The sequence below is a fragment of the Paenibacillus sp. Soil787 genome (assembly GCF_001429545.1).
GTDB lineage: Bacteria > Bacillota > Bacilli > Paenibacillales > NBRC-103111 > Paenibacillus_E.
The window spans coordinates 13,579-33,433 of sequence record NZ_LMSP01000031.1; the positions used below are offsets into that span (position 1 = coordinate 13,579).

The 19,855-nt window shown below is 44.4% G+C and carries 17 protein-coding genes, 16 tRNA genes and 1 rRNA gene; 2 read left to right on the forward strand and 32 right to left on the reverse strand.

The window, feature by feature from the left end; genetic code table 11:
* Positions 1-26 precede the first annotated feature (26 nt).
* The 8 genes from ASG93_RS23460 to ASG93_RS23495 form a co-directional block, all read right to left on the reverse strand.
* Positions 27-638 (reverse strand): molybdenum cofactor guanylyltransferase, encoded by a 612-nt coding sequence (locus ASG93_RS23460; RefSeq protein ID WP_056835836.1) that lies wholly within the window; start codon positions 636-638, stop codon positions 27-29.
* Positions 635-1,279, reverse strand: a complete 645-nt coding sequence (locus tag ASG93_RS23465; protein WP_200984521.1) for an MOSC domain-containing protein — start codon at positions 1,277-1,279, stop codon at positions 635-637. Before ASG93_RS23465 ends, ASG93_RS23460 begins: the two co-directional genes overlap by 4 nt.
* Positions 1,280-1,374: 95 nt before the next feature.
* Positions 1,375-2,730 carry a molybdopterin-dependent oxidoreductase gene (locus ASG93_RS23470; protein ID WP_056835840.1) on the reverse strand — a complete coding sequence of 452 codons (1,356 nt, stop codon included), beginning with the start codon at positions 2,728-2,730 and terminating at the stop codon, positions 1,375-1,377.
* 198 nt (positions 2,731-2,928) lie between these two features.
* A complete protein-coding gene (locus tag ASG93_RS23475) occupies positions 2,929-3,390 on the reverse strand; it encodes a DUF2269 family protein (protein ID WP_321166705.1) in 462 nt (153 codons plus the stop codon).
* 845 nt (positions 3,391-4,235) lie between these two features.
* Positions 4,236-5,279, reverse strand: a complete 1,044-nt coding sequence (locus ASG93_RS23480) for an ATP-binding protein (RefSeq protein ID WP_056835844.1) — start codon at positions 5,277-5,279, stop codon at positions 4,236-4,238.
* The gene (locus tag ASG93_RS23485) at positions 5,276-5,998 is read right to left on the reverse strand and encodes a response regulator transcription factor (RefSeq protein ID WP_056835845.1); all 723 of its coding nucleotides are present in this window, start codon (positions 5,996-5,998) and stop codon (positions 5,276-5,278) included. Before ASG93_RS23485 ends, ASG93_RS23480 begins: the two co-directional genes overlap by 4 nt.
* Before the next feature lie 112 nt (positions 5,999-6,110).
* Positions 6,111-7,346 carry an MDR family MFS transporter gene (locus tag ASG93_RS23490; protein WP_056835847.1) on the reverse strand — a complete coding sequence of 412 codons (1,236 nt, stop codon included), beginning with the start codon at positions 7,344-7,346 and terminating at the stop codon, positions 6,111-6,113.
* Positions 7,347-7,457: 111 nt separating this feature from the next.
* A complete protein-coding gene (locus tag ASG93_RS23495) occupies positions 7,458-7,841 on the reverse strand; it encodes a hypothetical protein (RefSeq protein ID WP_056835849.1) in 384 nt (127 codons plus the stop codon).
* Between the two features lie 236 nt (positions 7,842-8,077).
* On the opposite strand from ASG93_RS23495, the gene ASG93_RS23500 reads away from it, so the two are divergent.
* Positions 8,078-8,872 carry an alpha/beta fold hydrolase gene (locus ASG93_RS23500; RefSeq protein ID WP_056835851.1) on the forward strand — a complete coding sequence of 265 codons (795 nt, stop codon included), beginning with the start codon at positions 8,078-8,080 and terminating at the stop codon, positions 8,870-8,872.
* On the opposite strand, the gene ASG93_RS23505 is transcribed toward ASG93_RS23500, so the two are convergent.
* Both ASG93_RS23505 and ASG93_RS23510 read right to left on the reverse strand, forming a co-directional pair.
* Complete coding sequence (locus ASG93_RS23505; protein ID WP_056835852.1) at positions 8,862-10,076, reverse strand: ROK family protein; 1,215 nt, start codon at positions 10,074-10,076, stop codon at positions 8,862-8,864. The genes ASG93_RS23500 and ASG93_RS23505 overlap by 11 nt on opposite strands.
* Positions 10,077-10,150: 74 nt before the next feature.
* Positions 10,151-10,861 carry a class I SAM-dependent methyltransferase gene (locus tag ASG93_RS23510; RefSeq protein WP_056835855.1) on the reverse strand — a complete coding sequence of 237 codons (711 nt, stop codon included), beginning with the start codon at positions 10,859-10,861 and terminating at the stop codon, positions 10,151-10,153.
* 248 nt (positions 10,862-11,109) lie between these two features.
* Here ASG93_RS23510 and ASG93_RS37240 point away from each other — a divergent pair, with 248 nt between their 5' ends.
* Positions 11,110-11,223, forward strand: a complete 114-nt coding sequence (locus tag ASG93_RS37240) for a sporulation protein YjcZ (RefSeq protein ID WP_082615051.1) — start codon at positions 11,110-11,112, stop codon at positions 11,221-11,223.
* A 106-nt stretch (positions 11,224-11,329) separates the two neighbouring features.
* Here ASG93_RS37240 and ASG93_RS23515 read toward each other — a convergent pair whose 3' ends face one another.
* The 22 genes from ASG93_RS23515 to ASG93_RS23620 all read right to left on the reverse strand — a co-directional run.
* On the reverse strand, positions 11,330-12,850 hold the full coding sequence (locus tag ASG93_RS23515) for an ABC transporter substrate-binding protein (protein ID WP_235550957.1): 1,521 nt from the start codon (positions 12,848-12,850) through the stop codon (positions 11,330-11,332).
* Between the two features lie 51 nt (positions 12,851-12,901).
* Positions 12,902-13,792, reverse strand: coding sequence for a carbohydrate ABC transporter permease (locus ASG93_RS23520; protein ID WP_056835857.1), 891 nt, complete (start codon positions 13,790-13,792; stop codon positions 12,902-12,904).
* 34 nt (positions 13,793-13,826) lie between these two features.
* Positions 13,827-14,804 (reverse strand): ABC transporter permease, encoded by a 978-nt coding sequence (locus ASG93_RS23525; RefSeq protein ID WP_082615052.1) that lies wholly within the window; start codon positions 14,802-14,804, stop codon positions 13,827-13,829.
* Positions 14,805-14,982: 178 nt separating this feature from the next.
* Positions 14,983-16,275: a response regulator transcription factor gene (locus ASG93_RS23530; protein ID WP_056835859.1), complete on the reverse strand. Its 1,293-nt coding sequence runs from the start codon at positions 16,273-16,275 to the stop codon at positions 14,983-14,985.
* Positions 16,268-18,022, reverse strand: coding sequence for a sensor histidine kinase (locus tag ASG93_RS23535; protein ID WP_056835862.1), 1,755 nt, complete (start codon positions 18,020-18,022; stop codon positions 16,268-16,270). The genes ASG93_RS23530 and ASG93_RS23535 overlap by 8 nt, the downstream gene beginning before the upstream one ends.
* A 138-nt stretch (positions 18,023-18,160) precedes the next feature.
* A tRNA-Leu gene (locus ASG93_RS23540) sits at positions 18,161-18,239 on the reverse strand.
* Positions 18,240-18,259: 20 nt separating this feature from the next.
* A tRNA-Leu gene (locus tag ASG93_RS23545) sits at positions 18,260-18,348 on the reverse strand.
* 8 nt (positions 18,349-18,356) lie between these two features.
* Positions 18,357-18,430, reverse strand: a tRNA-Cys gene (locus ASG93_RS23550).
* Between the two features lie 10 nt (positions 18,431-18,440).
* Positions 18,441-18,515, reverse strand: a tRNA-Gly gene (locus ASG93_RS23555).
* Between the two features lie 8 nt (positions 18,516-18,523).
* Positions 18,524-18,595: transfer RNA gene (locus tag ASG93_RS23560), tRNA-Gln, on the reverse strand.
* A gap of 21 nt (positions 18,596-18,616) precedes the next feature.
* Positions 18,617-18,689: transfer RNA gene (locus ASG93_RS23565), tRNA-His, on the reverse strand.
* Between the two features lie 25 nt (positions 18,690-18,714).
* Positions 18,715-18,788, reverse strand: a tRNA-Trp gene (locus ASG93_RS23570).
* 12 nt (positions 18,789-18,800) lie between these two features.
* Positions 18,801-18,882: transfer RNA gene (locus ASG93_RS23575), tRNA-Tyr, on the reverse strand.
* A 9-nt stretch (positions 18,883-18,891) separates the two neighbouring features.
* A tRNA-Thr gene (locus ASG93_RS23580) sits at positions 18,892-18,967 on the reverse strand.
* A gap of 17 nt (positions 18,968-18,984) precedes the next feature.
* A tRNA-Phe gene (locus ASG93_RS23585) sits at positions 18,985-19,060 on the reverse strand.
* A 20-nt stretch (positions 19,061-19,080) separates the two neighbouring features.
* Positions 19,081-19,157: transfer RNA gene (locus ASG93_RS23590), tRNA-Asp, on the reverse strand.
* A gap of 32 nt (positions 19,158-19,189) precedes the next feature.
* A tRNA-Met gene (locus tag ASG93_RS23595) sits at positions 19,190-19,266 on the reverse strand.
* A gap of 53 nt (positions 19,267-19,319) precedes the next feature.
* Positions 19,320-19,395, reverse strand: a tRNA-Val gene (locus tag ASG93_RS23600).
* Between the two features lie 23 nt (positions 19,396-19,418).
* Positions 19,419-19,493 (reverse strand) — tRNA-Glu (locus ASG93_RS23605).
* Positions 19,494-19,508: 15 nt separating this feature from the next.
* Positions 19,509-19,600: transfer RNA gene (locus ASG93_RS23610), tRNA-Ser, on the reverse strand.
* 3 nt (positions 19,601-19,603) lie between these two features.
* Positions 19,604-19,679: transfer RNA gene (locus ASG93_RS23615), tRNA-Asn, on the reverse strand.
* Positions 19,680-19,756: 77 nt separating this feature from the next.
* Positions 19,757-19,855 (reverse strand): 23S ribosomal RNA (locus ASG93_RS23620); the annotation flags it as partial.

The following is a 19,855-nucleotide window of genomic DNA, read 5'->3' on the forward strand; positions in this document are numbered from 1 at the left end:
AGCGAGAACCAACTAAAAATCAACTTCTATGGTAGATTATCTGACATTCGATCAAATTCTTCCGGAGTATTCACATTTGTTACGAAATGGATAGGGATATTTTGCCGTTCAAAAAAACCATTCTCTACAGGCTTCCAGTCTATATGATCCAGCAGCCCCATTAACCGATACTGCTCTTGCTTTAATAACACCTCGGCTTCGGAACCTACCAATCTTGAATATATGCCATGGAGCGGATGAACGCGTCCGTCCAATACAGGAATAACCGCATCCAAATTAGCTTCTTTGCATAAAATGGCCATTGCCTTAGCGGCTTCGGCAGAAATAAAAGGCATATCACAGCCCACAATCCACAAATGCTGCTCTGATGCGATCAGAGAGGCAGCATGAATGCCGCTTAAGGGCCCTTTTTGCACATATTGGTCAGTGATACATTGCACGTTTATATTCGATACCGAAGACAGGTAAGGCCGCAAAACCTCAGGTTCATTGGTTACGGCAATGACTTGATTGCAGATACTCGACATTTCCTTCAACTGCCTAAGAATCAAGGGCTGCCCTTGTAGAGGGAGAAGCGCCTTTAGCCTTCCCCCCATACGGCGATTAAGCCCCCCAGCAAGAATAACGCCCGTGATCATACACCAAGCTCCGCCAACCTTTTAAGGAAGGATTGTTTCCAACTTACCGATAATGCTTGTATGGCAGCAATATGCTGAGCAGCTTCTATATTCGTTTTCTCGTGATACTTGATTTGGTTGGCATAGGCAACTGTTACACCCGCTTCATCTTTGGCGATAAGCTTCACTTGTGTGTTCTTAGAGATTACACCTTCTGTAAGCACCCTCAAATAGTAGCCAGTATAGCCGGTTTCCTGTACCTGGAGGACAGCGTCCGGCCAATCCAAACGTTTCGCTAGTTTATGACAAGGTTGACGAGGCTGTGAGACCTGAACGATTACGTTTCCAAATGCATAGGTGTCACCAATGCAGACCTGATCTTCGAGCAAACCGCGTACCGTTAGATTCTCTCCGAACGTGCCTGCTTCCAACTTCTGACCAAGCACTTGCTCCCAGTGTGCGTAATGCTCCGCCGGGTATACACATAACGCTTTGTCAGCTCCTCCGTGCACCGTCAAATCCGCTTGCCCATCCCCATCCAACTGTGTCTTCGATACATACAAAGATGAGCTGACCGGATATTTATAAATACCCGTAACCAGCTCTTTCCCTTGATACATGACTTTTTGTGGTAAACCCACGTTAATTGATACGATTTCCATCGCTATACCCCTCATTTCCGAGAAGATTCTTAGTATATACTATACCAAAAACCTCCCGGAAAGTCAGTTGCCAGCTTACTGTGAATACAAGTAAATCACGCTTTTGATCTATCTACCCATGCATCGTTATCGTAGCCTCTTACTTCCCAGTAGCCCATGTGCTCCTTCTCGATGAGCTCGATCCCTTGAAGCCATTTAACGGATTTGTAGGCATACATTTGAGGAACGATTAGCCTTACTGGGCCTCCTAATTTTTGCGGAATGGGCTTACCATCCATGAGCACAGCCACCATAATATCATCCCCATTGGCCTGGCTTAGGGACAACGCATCCGTATACACCTTATCACCTGAATAAAATTTCACATATTTCCCATTGGCTTGAACACCAGTAGCAGCTAATAACTGCTTAAGCGGGATGCCTTCCCATGTGCATTTGTAAACAGACCAGCCGGTCACACAGTGGAAATCACTAACCTGCACAGTCCGCTTCAGCTTCAAGAACTCTTCCCAGTTCCATGCACTGGGGTTATCGACCAGACCGGATACGGCGAATTTCCACGTATCCGAGGAAAAAGCCGGAATTTCCGTAACGGTGTATATCCGGAAATTCCCTTGCGCTCCTCCGCCCACGACAGCGGCGGAGTCCGGCAGCGGCGCCGGCGGCGGAAGCATCCGGTTGCCGTCGGTCGCGATATATTCGGCGGTCGTAGAGCCGCCGGTGTCGAATGCGCCTTTTATCCAGCGATAAAAGGCGGGACCGATCGCGATCACGAGCAGCAGTCCTGCGGCTATCCGCAGGAACGATGCGCGTGTGATCGGCGACTCCTTCAGCGCGGCGATTACCGCCTGCGCTGCTGTGCGCCTCTCCGTGGCGTCCTCTGTCACCACGGGGGCCTCGTTCGGCGCCGCTGCGATAGCGCTGGCGGCTGGGGTTTGGACCGCCTGCGCGGATGCGGGCGGTCTTGGCTTGGCAGCGGCTTCATCCAGCCGCTGCTGGCGCTTGAGCCATCTGCTGCGCGAGATGGCGTGGTACACGGCATACGGCACTCCGACCCAGGTGAGCAGGTCATGCACGAAGAGTGCCGAATTGTTCAAAGCCGGTGGCAGATTGCGGAACTGCCACAATATCACCCCTGATCCGGCCCAGCCGATCAGGAGCGCAAGGACGAACACCAGATTCGCGCGTTGATTGCGGCGCGCGCGAATCTGGTGCCAATGCTTACGAATCATCGGCGCATAAAGCGCGATGAGCAGAATCGATGCGACGCCCAAATAAATGTGAAGCTGCTTGATCGTCACACGGAAGCTCCCCAGATCTCCCCTAATCGCACCTATACTCAGCACGATGCCTGTCACAGTAAGCAGCAGCAAAATCCACGCATTCCAGCTATGAATAGCATTCAAACGCTTCCCAAAAGACTGCTTCAGCCATCCTCTTTTTGAATCCATACCGTCACCACCTACATTCATTTACGAGCTTTTCGTTATTCTTATCATAACGTATAAATATTAAAAAAGGCTTACAAATTCGCTAATATTCGCTTGGCTATCAACCTAAAGAAACCCCAAAACCACTTACATCGTGGCGATGGGGGCTATTTTATATGTTATTAAAAATACTACATTAGTTACACTTCTTAGCCATCATTACATGCCAGGCTTCCAAATCATTAAAATTAGCGAAATAAGAGGCAATATTGTACCAATTGTCCCGTAAATATCCCATTTCCTCGACACCTGCCGATACGCTGCCGTTTGCTCCCCTAATCGCAGTGATTCTTCACTATAGCGGATCATTTTTCTTTGCAGCGGTAATAAAATGACCAACCACAACAACCCAGACAACGAGAATAAAATTAATGATGCCGTCACCCAATTCCATTCTGCGAGAGAATAACCTAATTGAAAGGCCATCATATGCCCCGGAATCAGGAGCAGCAAAATTCCAGGCACAGTGAACACATAGTCCGCTAACATAATATTTTTAACCGTCAAATGAATGGTCATAAGATCTTGCTTCCCATAATGAGCACGAACCTTCCAAAAAGCAGCAGTCATAATATTCCCCAGAAACAATACAGCCCCTAAAACGTGTAAAAACAATAACATTACCACCAGCTCCTTTCTTGTTCTTTTAGCCTAATTCTAGCCTCTCGTTCACTCTCTTCCTTACTCTTACTCTTTCTCTTTCTCTTTCTCTTTTGCTTCATTCCAGCCTGTCATATCCTTGTTTTACTTCTCGCCTCAATCTAGCCCCTTACTTGCTACATCTTTTCTAGACATTCCAGCCTCCCACTTTCCCCTTCCTTCTCTCACAATTCCAACCTCTCATTTCCTCCGTCCTCGATGCTTAATTCTAGTCCCTCCCTTCCCTCATCCTTCCTGCCACATTTCAGCCTCTAACGTCCTTCTTCTTGCCTTCATTCTAGCCTGCCGCAAAAAGATTGTAAGGTGAGCAAGGTCATGACCAGATGGTGACCTAAGTCACGATGATAAACACCTTTTCAAATTGCCCCTCAAAAGTTGCTCATACAAACAAGCAAAGTTGTATTTAGTACAACATTAGTCAATCAAATCTAGCGTTTTGTCTCCGATTGTTGCATAAAATACAACATTTCTGCCCCAAAGTGGCCCATTTGGATGAATTTAGCCTAAATTGTTGTACAGAATACAACATCTCTGGCAATAAAGGTAGAAATCAAGGGAATTGTTGTACGCCGTACAACTTATTGGCTTTCAAGCAGAAAAAACAATCATACTGGCATCCTAATCTGCCCGCCCCCCTTCGCCTAGAACCAAAGAACACCCCAACAGTGCAAAAAACCACAAGAAGGGCCAATCCCTCTTGCGGTCCATATACGTTATATTAGTAGTCTATATGCGGTCTACTTGCAATCTACTCGCGGTCCTTGCAACTCACAGCAATAATATGCCTCTTCCAGCCTCTTACCCCTTTAATAAATCGGCAAAGTAAACCAGAATCGACTACCGTGCCCTTCATCACCATTATGGCTATCAACGCCAATCGTTCCGCCATGCAGATGAACAATCGATTTGGCAATCGCCAGTCCGAGGCCAGCACCACCACTTGCCCTATTTCTTGACGGATCCGCACGATAGAAGCGATCGAAGATCTTACTTCTATCCTCTTCGTCAATCCCATGACCATGATCCTGAATGTAAAGCTGCACAAACTGTTCTGAGATCTGTTCAACTTTTATTTCAATCGTCTCACCAACAGGAGAATGTCGTATTGCGTTATCCAAAATGTTAGAAAGGACCCGCTTCATTTCCTGGGGCATAATGGCCACCGGGGGCAGTCGATCAGGCAAGTCGACATCGACTTGCAGCTGTTTTTCCTCCAACTGAAAAGCCAAGCTTTGCAAGCCGTCTAGCAGCAAATGATCGACATGGTAGCGTTCAGGAGCAAATTCAGTTCCTCCAGCATCCAACTGCGATAGCTTAAATAATTCTTGAATCAGTCCGTTTAATCGTCCTGTTTCAAGCCGGATGGTTTGTAGATATCGTGCAAACGTTTCTTTATCTTGAATGACATCGTCCTCCAAAGCTTCAACGAATGCTTGAATAGAAGCCATTGGGGTCCTCAAATCGTGTGAAACATTCGCTACGAGCTCTTTACGGGATGCCTCAGCTGTTCGTAATTTCTGAAAGCTTTCATTCAACTTGCCCGTCATTCGATTGAATTGATCTGCCAGTCTTTGAAATTCAGCAGGTCCAATCTGAGGCACTTGTCCCTCAAAATGCCCTTCCGAAATATGCGTCGTCTCCTCGGTAATCGCCTGAATGGCTTTCTCAAGGGGGCGCGTCATGAAGTAATGTATGAGCATCGATACACTCGCAGCGCCAAGAGTTACCGATGTCAACAGGACGACGTCTTTCCAGTTCAATAACATATATCGATAGCAGATAAACAAGGTGAGCAAAATAATACCCGTACTCACCCCACTCGCAATGAGCAAATAAATACGAAGCTTCATGATGGCTCCCTACCCTCAAATTTATAACCAATACCCCACACAGTCTTAATATATCGCGGCTCAGAGGGATTGGGCTCGATCTTCTCTCTCAGCCTGCGAATGTGAACAGTGACCGTTGTTGTATCGCCATAATAGTCGATATCCCACACTTTACTTAGCAGCTGATTGCGTGAAAATACTTGCTCCGGATGCCCTGCAAACAGGTGAAGCAGTTCAAATTCCTTCACGGTCAGCTCGATTTCCTTCCCGTTCACCCGAACACTCCGGTGCAGCACATTAAGCTCCAGCCCCGGAAACTTCATAATATGCGCAGGTGGCAAAGCACCTGCACTGTTAGCCGCTTCCGCATAGCCGCGCTGCTGCCTCCGCAGAATCGCTTTCGCTCGCAGCACCAGCTCGCGCGGCGAAAATGGCTTCGTCAAGTAATCGTCTGCGCCCATCGTTAACCCCATGAGGCGATCCATTTCATCGCCTCGAGCTGTCAGCATGATGATGGGCACGTCCTGCTCGTTGCGAATTTCTTCGCACACTTGCCAGCCGTTTTTGCCCGGCATCATGAGGTCAAGAACAATCAGCTGCGGGCTGTGCAGCCGCCATAAACTTATGGCTTCGTCGCCGCTCGCCGCCGAGATAACCTGATACCCCTCTCGCTGCAAATAGACGGTGCACACATCAATAATATTCGTTTCATCATCCACCACAAGTACGAGTGAACCCATACGGCATACCTCCTCAAGCATTCATTCCATTATACCTCAGAGCAGTGAAATGAAGCTTACGTATGTATTACAAAAGTATTAAAGCTCCCCAAATTACGGGGAGCTTCATTCCTTATGTTTGCAAAGCAGGCTCAATAAAAGGCTCCTCTTTTTTGTGATGAAGACTTCGAATATATCGCGACTGAGCAATACCGGCTAGTAGAATGATGGCAGCTAAGACGGCGAACATGACCTTCCCTCCAAAGTGACTGAATAACAAGCCTCCCAGAATGGGCCCAATGGCACGTGATAGCTGCCAGTTCATCCCGAACACTGAGAAATACCAACCTCTATGCTCCTCTGGCGCAATAACAGAGATCACCTTCTGAATATGAGGACCGTTTAACATTTCACCAATGGTAAATAAAAGTTCAACAAAAAGAAGTATGGCAAAGATAGGTACAAATCCATAACCGACTGACACAATGGCAAACAACAGATAGGATGCTGCGACTATTAAATAGGCGGAAACGTGCTCTGTACGCTTCGCAATCCATATTTGCAATGCAATAACGACACAGCCATTAAAAGTAATAATCGTAGCAAAAACAGTCTTATAATTCTCGAAATGCTGCTGTAAATGCAGTGGGAACGTAGACTCCACTTGAGCATATAACAGCGATACCGGCATCGCTAGAAGCGTTATCCAAAGGAGCGGCTTATGATCCCGCCATCTGATTTTCGGCTTTGTTTTAGACAATTCCTGCTCCGCGGCACTCTTCACAGGCATGGTCTCTGGAACCTTCCACACGACCAACCCTGCGTATGCAAGGAGAGCAACCGAGCAAGTCAAGAAAATAATTGTTGGATTCCAGGTAAATAGAAGCAGTCCAATGAGCGGTCCAAATGCTGAACCCATATTTAATGCTGTGTGCAGCAAAGCAAATACTTCAGCGCGCTTCTCCTGCGGAACGACATCCGTAATCTGTGCATTAGCAGCTGGTCCAAACATGGCATGGCCAATGCCGTTAATGATCGAAATGACAGCAAATTCCCAAATGTGACTGGCAAACATATAACCGCCAATGGCGCAAGCTTGGATAATGAGAGCAGCCAGCATCATCGGCTTCCGTCCATATCGATCACTCAAGCTGCCTGCATACAAATTCACGAAAATTCCGCATAACGGCTGCAATCCGATAATCAACATGGATAAGAAAATGGAACCGTCCAGCTTGTCATACAAATAATAAACCAAATAGGGTCTCATCATAAATCCGGCTAATGAAGTTAGAATCGTTCCAACGACTCGAACCCATATCGCTGTATCATACTTGCTAATCAGTGAAAACAAAGGGATCCTGTGCATACAACCTCCTAGATGTTATTAGTCTTCTCAGTTTAGAGGTATCTGGGCAAAAGAAAAAGGTAAAATCTCGTTATAACGGATTTCACCTTTTATGAATGATTACCTATGTAGTTATCCGCCAACGCGAATTTTGCGGTATGTATCGATAAACGAGAGGACATCTACTCTTTTCCCCCTCTTTTTCGCGACTCTGGCCATTTTCACGAGTGTTGTCCAGAATTCATCTAGAACAGGAGATTCGAATTCATTTTCTTTGGGTGCTTGTGTCAGGTTATGTTTATTTTTATACGTCGTGCCCTCATCCGAAATGAGATACTGAATTTGACTTTTTTTCCATTGCTCGCCGGTTACATAACTTACTCCAATTTCGCGCATTTTTTTGCGTACAGAAGTTACGGGACGACAAAGTTCTCTGGCAATTACTACTGGAGGACACTCAGAGGAAAGGCGAATCAACTTGTCTAATTCCTGTGTGGACCATGGCTTTTTAGTCATATGAATAACCCCACTTCGTAAAATGAATGTTTCGTTCTGCCTGTTAATGTTTACTAACTAAAGGTATAATAAGAGAATACCAACGAAATGTTAAAGAAGTATGAGTTAACCATAATGAAAGTATGAAGACATAACTTTTTCGATAATTTTCCCTATTTTATGCCCTAAGAACTACCATTGGGTGACAAACTAGGACTTTATGCGTGGTAAATTTATCTAATGGAGAGTGAAGGACTATGAAACATCATATTAACGGAGCCGAACTATTCGTCGAAGAAAAAGGGCATGGAGCACCTGTAATTTTACTACACGGCTTTCCATTGGATCATCGCATGTGGCAATCGCAGATAGACGCGTTGTCGGGAAGCTATCGTGTCATTACACCTGATTTACGTGGCATGGGCCAGTCTGATGTACCCGTATCGAATATATCGATAGACCAATATGCCAATGACATTTTAACTTTAATGGATAAAATGGGCATAGAAAAAGCCGCACTTGGCGGCTTCTCCATGGGTGGTTATGTGGCGTTTGCACTTTTACGCAAAGCTCCAAAACGTTTCACAGGACTTATTTTGGCCAATACTCGTCCTGAAGCAGATGGACAAGAGGCTCGTAAGAATCGTTTAAACATGTCTGTCTCTCTATATGAAAAAGGGTCCGTGGTGGCAAGAGACGCTATGCTGCCTAAGCTTATTACAGAACCATCCAAGCAAGAGCATCCTAAGCTCGTCGATACCTTGAGTATGGTGATGGAATCAATGCCAGCAGAGGGACTTGTCCATGCATGTCTTGCCATGGCATTCCGCGAGGACTCTGTCGACCTGCTTAGCTCTATCTCGGTGCCAACGCTCGTCATCGCTGGTGAACAAGACCCGATCGCGCCTCCGGATGTCATGAAGAAAATGGCCGACCAGATTAATGGCGCCAGCTATCATGTCATACCGGCTGCCTCACATTTGACGCCTATGGAAAAGCCGGAGGCTTTCAATGCGCTGCTGATTGATTTCCTGAAGGGCATTAAAGCCTAACCAACTGGTCCATGACCATCACGGCTGCACCAATCGCCAGAGCTTCCTCACCAAGCTGCCCTTTGCTGAAAACAACCTGATAAGCTGGGTAGTAATATGTCTTCCGAATCGCTACTTGCGTAGCGGTTTGGAAAAACAACTCCCCGCCCGCAATTAACGGCCCCCCTAAGATTACCTTCTCGGGGTGTAGAATATTTAGCAAGTTAGCTAGTCCAATGCCAAAATAAGTGGCAGCCTCCGTGATGATCTCCACAACAAGGGGATCATTTTTTTTGAGCGCGTCCATAACATGCAGGTACGTGACATGCTCGGGGTCATCAACCAAATGGGACAACACCGTAGATCGACCTTGCTTTAATGCAGTACGAGCCGCCTTCTCGATGGCATATAAAGAAGCATACGACTCCAATGCTCCGTAGTTGCCTGACGTATTACGATGCGGAATACCATCCGTCTGAATAATCATTTGACCCACAGAGCCTTCCATATCGACAGCACCGTAAATAACCTTTCCCTCAGAAACCATGGAGGAGCGCAAACCAATTCCAGCATGAATATAGAGCAGATGCCTAAAGCTCTGTGTACGTTGATGCCATGATTCAGCTAGGATGGCCGTGTTAGCTCCATTATCCAGCAATGCGGGAATACCTAATTCTCCCGTTAACTGCCTGCAAATCTCAACATTTCTCCATCCTTTTGCTGGAAAATAGGACGGCTCTAAGATAGTCCCTGACAAGCGATCCACAGGACCAACCGCACCAATCCCTATCCCCAGCACGGAGGAAGAATTAATGTTATGTGTAGTTAACATCCTTTGTACTTCGTCCACGATTAGACTTATCAGTACATCAGGGGTCATCTCAGCCGTCATCGTCCAGCTCCGCGTATCCAATTTCTTCATTCCTAGATCGACAAGGACAAGTTTGGACAACGTTCTGGATATTTCCAAACCAAATACATAAGCATAGGCCGGATTCTTTTCATATAGAATCGGCCTACGCCCTCCTGTTGAAGCACCGAAACCAGATTCAAGGATCAGTCCTTGCATCGTCAGCTCCTCCAAAAGCCGTGTCAACGTAGATACCGTCATCCCGCTTTGCTCTAACAACTCCGTTTTGGAAACCGTTGTTTGACGGCAAATTCGCTCATAGATTTCTTTCGCCTTACGATTCGGAATTCGTTCCGTTATGACATCTACGTTCAAAGAAACAGCCCCCAATGATAATCTTTCTCATATATTTCGCCATTGAGAAGCCAAAATCCTTCCTTGTCTTCCCTTTATTCCTTCGATCCAATCATAAGGGTATAGCCCATATAGGAATGATATTTATTGACGAGCTCATCGTATTTCGCTGTGATTTGCCAAATCCGCGGATCCATAAATGACTGCTTATCAGACAAGTGAACAGGATCTGGATGCTGAACTTGATCCTCGAACATCGTAAGCGGGAAAGAATGAATCCCTGAGAAGTCCACGGGTCCAAACCTGCCCTTTTCTAACAGCTCCCGCCATTCATCCATACTATATATTTTACTTACCCCATAGAAGCTGCACAGCGCCCGATGAACACCAGGTGACATCTCTTTGATTCGGATGACTTCTCGATCATACAGCTTACCATCGGATCTAAGTACCCTATAATACTCGGATACAGCTTTCTGAGCATCAGCAAAATTCGTCACTGACTCCACCATCACAACATCAAAAGTATGATCTTCAAAGGGTAATTGGCATACATCACCAACTATGAATTGTACCTGTACCCCCTGCTTCTCAGCTCTTATGATCGCTTTCGCAATCATTTCCGGACGAATATCGACGGCAGTTACTTCGCATCCTTGCTCGGCCAAGTAACATGCCGTTCTTCCTGTCCCGCATCCGACCTCTAGCACACGCTTCCCTTTCTCAATGGGATACTTCTTCAATTGCTCAATCGTCTCTCCGAACCCCCCGGGATGCGCATTACCCACTCCTAATTTGGCTAACATATCTAAGTACTCGATAGCACTTACACCTCCACAATGGCATATCATTCTCTTTTCTACCATATGGGGGGCTGCTGCCTCTTGTTCAGATTCTTGAATCATTTTTGGAAAAAAGGCGCTCGCCTAAAAGCGCAGGTTTTCAACTTCTTTAGGCTAATTACCCAATCAATTCATTATATCTCTCCATAGGATAGTATTGTCTCTCATCCGATTTCGCAGAGAGCCATTCCTTTAGATGGGGGGTGACATAAATGGGTGTTGCTGCTGGTGCTGGTGTTGGATACGGTGGTGGTTATAGTTCCTCTGCTGTTGTTCTCGTATTGTTCATATTGCTTGTAATCGTAACTATGACTTTCGTTTGGTAATCATGAATCATTAGGGATATTGCAAAAAAATAAGGAGCTTCGGTTCATTTGAACCGAGCTCCTTCTACATGTACAGACAGGTTTGATGCCATTCTCACGCAGTAACTTATTTTTTGTTTGCTGCCAAGAAAGCATCGAATTGTTTTTGTTTTTCTGCAATAATCTTATCGACGCCAGCTGCTTTTTGTTTCGCCAAATATTCGGCGATAGCCGGTTCCGGTTCAACAGAACCCGTGCGGATTGCCGCCTCATATTGCTTGCTGATGTTGACGACGGCGGCGATTTCGCTCTTCACCGGTTCCGCATCGAAGGAGAAGCCGAGTCCCTGAGATTTCACGCCTTTGGAGTTGAACTCCTTGAACAAGTCCCATTTCTTCGGATCTTCGTTAGCCATCAAGTAGTTCAAGAACTGGTTGCCGAGCTCCCACTGTGCGCCCGGGTTGTAAGGATGGTTTTTGGGATCGATGCCCGGCGCCACGTCGATGACATTTTCCGATTTTTTAACGTAATGCTTGCCCTCAATGCCGAAGTTGATCAAGTTGTTCAAGTATTTATCGCTGTGGAGCAAACCGATGACTTGCATCGCTTTATCCGGATTTTTGGAGGATTTGGAAATGGCCAGCATCGCCCCGGAAGCGTCGCCTGTCGTAATGGTAGGCACCGTCAAATCGATTTGTCCGATCTTGTAGCCGAGATAGCTTTCCACTTCCGCAGCTTTGCCCGGCTTCAGGCCCTCCGCCCACATAAATGCTTTACCGGCTTTGGGCAGATCCGCTCCGGTCGTGGCCGCATCCTTATTGATATAACCGGCCTTGAACCAAGCCCGTGTAAGCTTCATGATATCCAGATACTCGGGAGTTTCCAACTGGTTCAGAACCTTCGTGGATTTACCGACTTTACTGATAACGCCCGGTATCGATCCGTCGCCCAAAGAATCCCAATCCAAAGCGTCAAACACGCCGTTGCCTGTGGCGCTCATCGCGAAAGGAGTAATGCCGGGTTCATTTTCTTTAATGACTTTGAGCATTTGCTCCAGATCCGCCCACGTTTTTACTTTGGACACATCCATTTGATATTTTTCAGCCAAATCCTTACGGTACACGACGCCGCGCATCGCGGCCAATTCTTTGTTCGTCGGAATGCCATAGTTTTTGCCGTTAATTTTCGAGCCTTCGAAGAAAGCGGGATCAAGCTCTTTCTTAAGATCCGGAGCGTCCTTGTCGATCAGCGGGCCCAGCTCCAGGAAAGCGCCCTTCGCTACGTTGATCGCATATCTTTGCCATGCAGCTGTGAAAATAATATCGGATGGTTCTCCAGAGGCGATCATCAAGTTTAATTTATTATCCCATTGTCCCCAGTCTACAGCATTAATTTTGAGGGTAACATTCAGTTTATCCTTTAAATATTTGTTGGCCTCGGCTTCAACCAACGCAACATCCTTCTGAGGCGTTCCAGGAAACATAAGCTGTATTTCAACCGTTGGTTCATTTGATTTTGGTGCTGTTGTTGCTGCGGCAGATGCTGCCGGCGCTGGCGTAGAAGTCGAGCTTGCTTTCCCGCAACCCGCGGCTACCATACTAAGTGCTAACAAAGAAATCATACTTATAGAACCTAAATTCTTTTTCACAAATAAACCCTCCCAATTTTTTTGTATATACTAAACCGGTGTTATCCGGGATTAGCCTTTTACAGCACCAATAGTGAGTCCTTTGACAAAATATTTTTGGAAGAACGGATAAGCGAATATGATAGGTCCCATGCCAACAACGGCCATTGCCATCCGCAGTGTCTGCGAAGGGAGATTAACAACTGCACCCATTTTCGATAATTGGCTGGCAGCGTTCTCATTCGTGGTTAAATATTGAATGTTTAGCAGCGTTTTATACATCAAATACTGTAAACTAATTCCGTTGCCTTTTGTGATAAAGATCAAGCTTAGGAACCAGTCATTCCAGTAGTTCAAAGTATTAAATAATCCGATTGTTGCGAGCACCGGAAGTGATAAAGGAAGGATAATTTTATAAAATATCTTCACTTCACTCGCGCCGTCAATGGTTGCGGATTCAATGATAGAGTCAGGGATGGTCGTTTGAAAAAATGTCCGCATGATAATCACAAAAAATGGCTGAAGGAACAAAGGTATAATAAGTGACCAAACCGAATCCTTAAGATGCAATAAATTCACATATACCAAATACCAAGGAACCAGACCGCCATTAAAGATCATTGTTAAAAATATGAACAGTGCAAATTTATTCCGATGCCGGAGCTCCCTTCTAGATAAAGGATACGCATAAAGTGCGATTAGCAGCAGGCTAAGCAAAGTTCCTACAACGGTTACAAATATCGTGACCCCATAAGCGGTAATAATTTGAGATAATTGATTAAAAAGAAAGCCGTATGCATCTAGACTGAACTTCTCCGGAAAGAATTTAAACCCGTTCGCAACCACCGTATTCTCATCCGAGAAAGAAATACTAATGACTAATAGTACTGGAAGTAGACAAGCTAAGGATAGACAGATAAAAAACAGATGCAGTAATAACTGCGATAATTTATATGTTGCCATTGTGATCCTCCCTAAAAGTTACCGCTTAATTGCTCTAGAACAGTGCGTTCTCCCGGCTAAATTTTCTCACGAGAACGTTCGTTGTGAATACTAGAATCATTCCGACAACAGCTTGATAAAGCCCCGCAGCAGAGGACATCCCGATATCACCATTCGTTTGGAACGTTCTATAAACATAAGTGTCAATAACGTTTGTTGTTGGGAAAATCGATCCTGAATTTAATGGGACTTGGAAGAAAAGACCGAAATCCGAATAGAAAATTCTACCGATAGCAAGCAAAGTTGTTATGATAATGATCGGATATAATAATGGAATCGTTATATAGCGTACTTGATGCCACCTTGTAGCCCCATCGATTGTTGCGGCTTCATAGTAATCACTGTCAAAACCGATAATCGCAGCGAGATAGATGAGTGAAAAATACCCTATGCTTTTCCATGTATTCACAAGAGGAAGTATATAAGGCCAGTATTTGTTTTCCGTATACCAATCGATTTGTTCAATTCCTAGTGGAGTCAAGATCGATTTATTGATAAATCCATTTTCCACCCCTAAGAACGCAAGAACGATATAACTAACAATAACCATCGATAAGAAGTACGGTAAGAAAATAATCGATTGATACATTTTCCCTGCCATTCGACTTTTTATTTCATTAAACAAAATAGCAAGACCTACACCGAACACAAGATTTAAAACAATAAACAATGCGTTATAAAGCAGTGTATTACGGGTAATAACCCAAGCATCCGAGGTACTGAATAGAAACTTGAAATTTGTCCAACCCACCCAGGGGCTATGCAGTATTCCATCGGTATAATTCACGTTTTTGAAAGCAATAATTACGCCAAACATCGGGAAGTAATTGTTGATGAGCAGAAATATTACACCTGGCATAAACATAAGATAAAGCGCTTTATATTGTAAAATATGTCGAAAAGCATCGTTCTTTTTTCGTATACTTCGTTTTTCAATTTTAGCAGGTACAGTTATACTAGCCTCCTGGTTCATGTGAAAAAACCTCCTATTGTCCGGCAAGCTTAAACATCTTGCTTCTTCTAATACTATTATAGGGTGCATGATCTATCTGCTCTACTGGTAAAAGTGACTTATCAACTTGTGTTATTGTGACATAAATTAAAAAACTCTTTGGCAATAAAACCAAGAGTTTTTCCTTTTTATTGATTATTCATGATTTACTCTTTCGAAATTCCTGTGGAGTTAATCCGACATATCTTTTAAACATTTTAGTAAAATGAGGGATATCACCATAGCCAACCAAAGAGGAAATATCGCTGATTTTAATATTCGTGGAGACCAAAAGTAACTTTGCTTTGTGCATTCTTTTCTCCAGAATGTAGTCCGTTAACGAAGTGTTTGTTTCTTTTCGAAACAACCGGGATAAATAAGCCGAATTAAAGTGTACATACTCAGCAATTTGCTCTCTACTAAGTTCATCCTGCAAATGCTCATCTATATAATCGTATATTTTTTGGATGACGGATGCTTGCTCTCTATCTTCTACTTGTATGATGTCTGTTCCTAGTGTCACAATGCGCTGAGACCACTGATTAAATTGCGCTAACACTTTGTTGGATTGGGTGACATTGCTGCGTTCCATTTCCAGAAGCGATACATATGTTTTGAGCAGATTAGGGAACGTTGAGACTGTGCCGACGTAGCAGGACAAATTACAATAAAAGTATTGATTGCATGCCGATAAGTAGCTTTCGCACCGACGCGTGAGTTCCTCTACATCCATACTTTCGCCTTGTTTTTCATATAGTATAATGATATTATGGCCTCTTCGATCTTGAATGACGCAACCCTGATCTCCTTTTACAATTAACTCGGATGCTGCATTTCGCAGCGCATACTCCAGAATTTCCTCTTCACGTACGGTCAACTCCTTTTGCCACAATTCTACACTTATTAAAATAGGCAGTATTGAAAATTGAGATGAAATATTCATTTGATATTTTGTAATAAGCTGTTCAAATTGTGTTTCCGAAGCAATTCGATTTGCAAAAAATTCCTGCCAAAATCTTTCCTCCATAAGAGGTTTTTGTGATTCAAACAATGACGAATATTTCTTATAAGTCCGATCTATAATAAGCTTTTGTACGACACGGCTAACGGCAGCCTTTAATTCTTCATAATCAACAGGCTTCAACAAATAAGCAAAACTATCTAGGTGAATCGCTCTGCGTGCATAATTAAAGTCAGCATGTCCTGTGACAAAAATCGTTTCTGTTTGGGGATAATGTTCTTTAATCCATTCTAATAGTTCTAAGCCATTGCATGAAGGCATTTCTATGTCACAAATTACGATATCTATTGCGGATAAAGCAAACCGCTCTTTGGCCTCCTCTGCATCAAAAGCTTCAAACACTTTTGAAATGTCCATTTCTGACCAATCAATGCCTTGAGTGATACCTTTGACCGCATATAATTCATCATCCACCACCAACAAGTTATACATCTTCATCCTCCGCATTAATCGAATAACTCATTGGAATACTTAATTTAACTTCGGCACCTCTAACTTTGCCATTGTTAAACGACAATTTTGCTTTTCCGTTATATCTGATACGCTGCCTTTTTATTACATTTTGGATGCCTAAATGGCCTTCTGCAAATAACTCATCTTCGTAAAAGCCTACTTGCAGCTTCTCCAACAAAGGCTCAGGAAATCCGACTCCGCTATCGCTGACTTCTATCCATAAGAAATCATCCGGAGCTTGTTCATCCTCAGTAACAATAATTCGAACCGTAAACAGCTCTCTTCGATCTGCAAATCCATGAATGATGCTATTCTCAACAAACGTTTGAATCGTCAAAGGCAGGATATCACATTTACGATATCGATCCGGCAGTTCAATCTCATAAACGAGTTGGTTAGGAAACCGCAGCTTCTGTATCTCCAAATAATTCTGAGTATGTCTAATTTCTGCTTCCAGTGTCACGACTCCTTGGTTATTCTGTGTAATAAAACGAAAGTATTCAGCTAAATGCTGTGTCATCTTTTGGATCAAAGCATATTCCTTAATAGCCGCTAAACTATAAATAATATTCAGTGAATTCAAATAAAAATGTGGTCGGATTTGTACCTGCAGCAGTCCAAATTCAGCCTCTTGCGTACGAATTTTCTCCTCATAAACATCTATTTTCAACTTTGAAATTTCTGTAACCATATTGTTAAACGTACCTATCAAAAAAGAAAATTCACTCGAGTGATCTTCATTCAATCGAATGTTTAAATCGCCTCGCATAATACGTTTCATCCCAAGCATCAATGTATTCATTGGCTTCAATAAGACACTACGCAGAAAGTATAAGTAAAAAAGCAAAATCAATATTCCGCCTAAAGGGATGAAATATACCGCTAACTGAAAAAAGGGGAGATGCTTCAGCATATTCCCTTCGGGAATCATTACTGTATATTGGATGTCTGCAATTTCAGAAGAAACACCGATAAGCAGATATTTACCCTTATCTCTCGGATCGGAAACCATTTTGTACGTATTCTTAAGGTTTGGTGCTGCATCAACAGCTGCCTTCAGCTTCGAATCTTCAAGTATCGTCCCCGAAGCAACAGCCCCATTCTTAGAAAGTATGACTGCTCCGCCAGTTGTCCCCATGTCCAAAAACTTCAAAGAAGCAACTAAACTATCTGTGTTAACGATCGCGCCAGAGATCATATTATTTGTAAGGCGAGTAATTTTCATTAAGACCGTTCGATTCTCAAATTGAATGACCTGCCATACCGGCGTGTCCCTATCTTTCTGATTCACTAGCTCTATCGGAACTCTTTCCGTAATGAGTCGCTCCTGTTGATAATAGTCTTGCTTGGTTACAATAGTCGTGTCCTTGGTCTCTACATTAAAAAGAAATAGGGTATCCATCAGAAAAAATTTATTGAGGTCTGTTTGGAAACGATTCAGTACTCGTCTTTTAGTAAATAAATAATCATCCGTACCGTATTTAAGATCATTAAGTTGATTAATGTCAACTTCATTGTTCCATAAATCATAAAGATAAGTATTCGTTTCAAGAAACAATTGATCGATTTGCTTTACATGCTGTGCAAGTAAGTTACTGTTCGTTTTAGAAACTTGCGCTCGCACGACATTTGTTGCATACATATTATTAAATACTAGAAAAAAAACAAGCGGGATAATGATGATTAGAAAGCCAGCAACGAATTTGAAGCGCAAGGAATTTCTCATATCCATCCTCCTTTCAGGCAACTACACATTACTCTCGTATTTCTCGGATTTGAATCGGATCAAACATTAAATTTTATAACGAGGCAATACAAAAATAGGACATGAAATCAAATGATTTCATGTCCTATTTTTTCTCCATACCGGCAAGAGGACTCGAACCTCCACCCTTTCGGACTCGATTTTGAGTCGAGCGCGTCTGCCATTCCGCCATGCCGGCATATGAAGTTGTAAAGATATTGGTGCCGAAGACCAGACTTGAACTGGTACGGTAGTCACCTACCGCAGGATTTTAAGTCCTGTGCGTCTGCCGATTCCGCCACTCCGGCTTGTAATGTGGAGGCGCCACCCAGATTCGAACTGGGGGTAAAGCTTTTGCAGAGCTCTGCCTTACCACTTGGCTATGGCGCCTTAGTAATAATGGAGCGGAAGACGGGGATCGAACCCGCGACCCTCGCCTTGGCAAGGCGATGCTCTACCGCTGAGCCACTTCCGCATATAAAACTGGGGATCAAGGATTTGAACCTTGGCATGACGGAGTCAAAGTCCGTTGCCTTACCGCTTGGCTAATCCCCATTATGTTGCTTGGTAATAATGGGCGGACGACGGGACTTGAACCCGCGAATGCCGGATCCACAAACCGGTGCGTTAACCCCTTCGCCACGACCGCCACAATATTAAATTTCTTACTTTTTTGGCAGGGGCAGCAGGAATTGAACCCACACCAAAGGTTTTGGAGACCTTTGTTCTACCCTTAAACTATGCCCCTAGAAAAAGTAAATGGAGGCTGATGGATTCGAACCACCGAACTCGAAGAGAGCAGATTTACAGTCTGCCGTGTTTAGCCACTTCACTAAGCCTCCACAAAGCAATGGTGCCGTCGAGAGGACTTGAACCCCCAACCTACTGATTACAAGTCAGTTGCTCTACCAGTTGAGCTACAACGGCTTATTCATTTAGAAAAATGGTGGCTTTGGACGGAATCGAACCGCCGACACGAGGATTTTCAGTCCTCTGCTCTACCGACTGAGCTACAAAGCCTTACTTGATTCGGGAAAAAATGGCGGAGCTGACGGGATTCGAACCCGCGGTCTCCTGCGTGACAGGCAGGCATGTTAGGCCACTACACCACAGCTCCATGCTAAGTACAATATCTTCGGTTAAGAAGATTGGTTGCGGGGGCAGGATTTGAACCTGCGGCCTTCGGGTTATGAGCCCGACGAGCTACCGGGCTGCTCCACCCCGCGACATTAATCATATATGATGAATCCGAGCAAAGCAAGTCTTGCTTAAGGAATCATGGTGGAGGCTGACGGGATCGAACCGCCGACCCTCTGCTTGTAAGGCAGATGCTCTCCCAGCTGAGCTAAGCCTCCATGGGATATAACTAGAAAATTAATGGTGACCCGTAGGGGACTCGAACCCCTGTTACCTCCGTGAAAGGGAGGTGTCTTAACCACTTGACCAACGGGCCTTGCTAGAAAGATAGTGGCGGAGAGAGAGGGATTCGAACCCTCGAGACGCTTGTGACGCCTACACGATTTCCAATCGTGCTCCTTCGGCCAGCTCGGACACCTCTCCATATGGCTCCCCGAACAGGACTCGAACCTGTGACAACTCGATTAACAGTCGAGTGCTCTACCAACTGAGCTATCAGGGAATAGAAACAATGTTACTTCAAGGATTTATTCCTTGAAAACTAGATACGAAACTTGCGTAAAGTAACACTCAGGGTTTTTGGTTAAGCCCTCGACCGATTAGTATTCGTCAGCTGCATGCATTGCTGCACTTCCACCTCGAACCTATCAACCTCGTCGTCTACAAGGGGTCTTACAT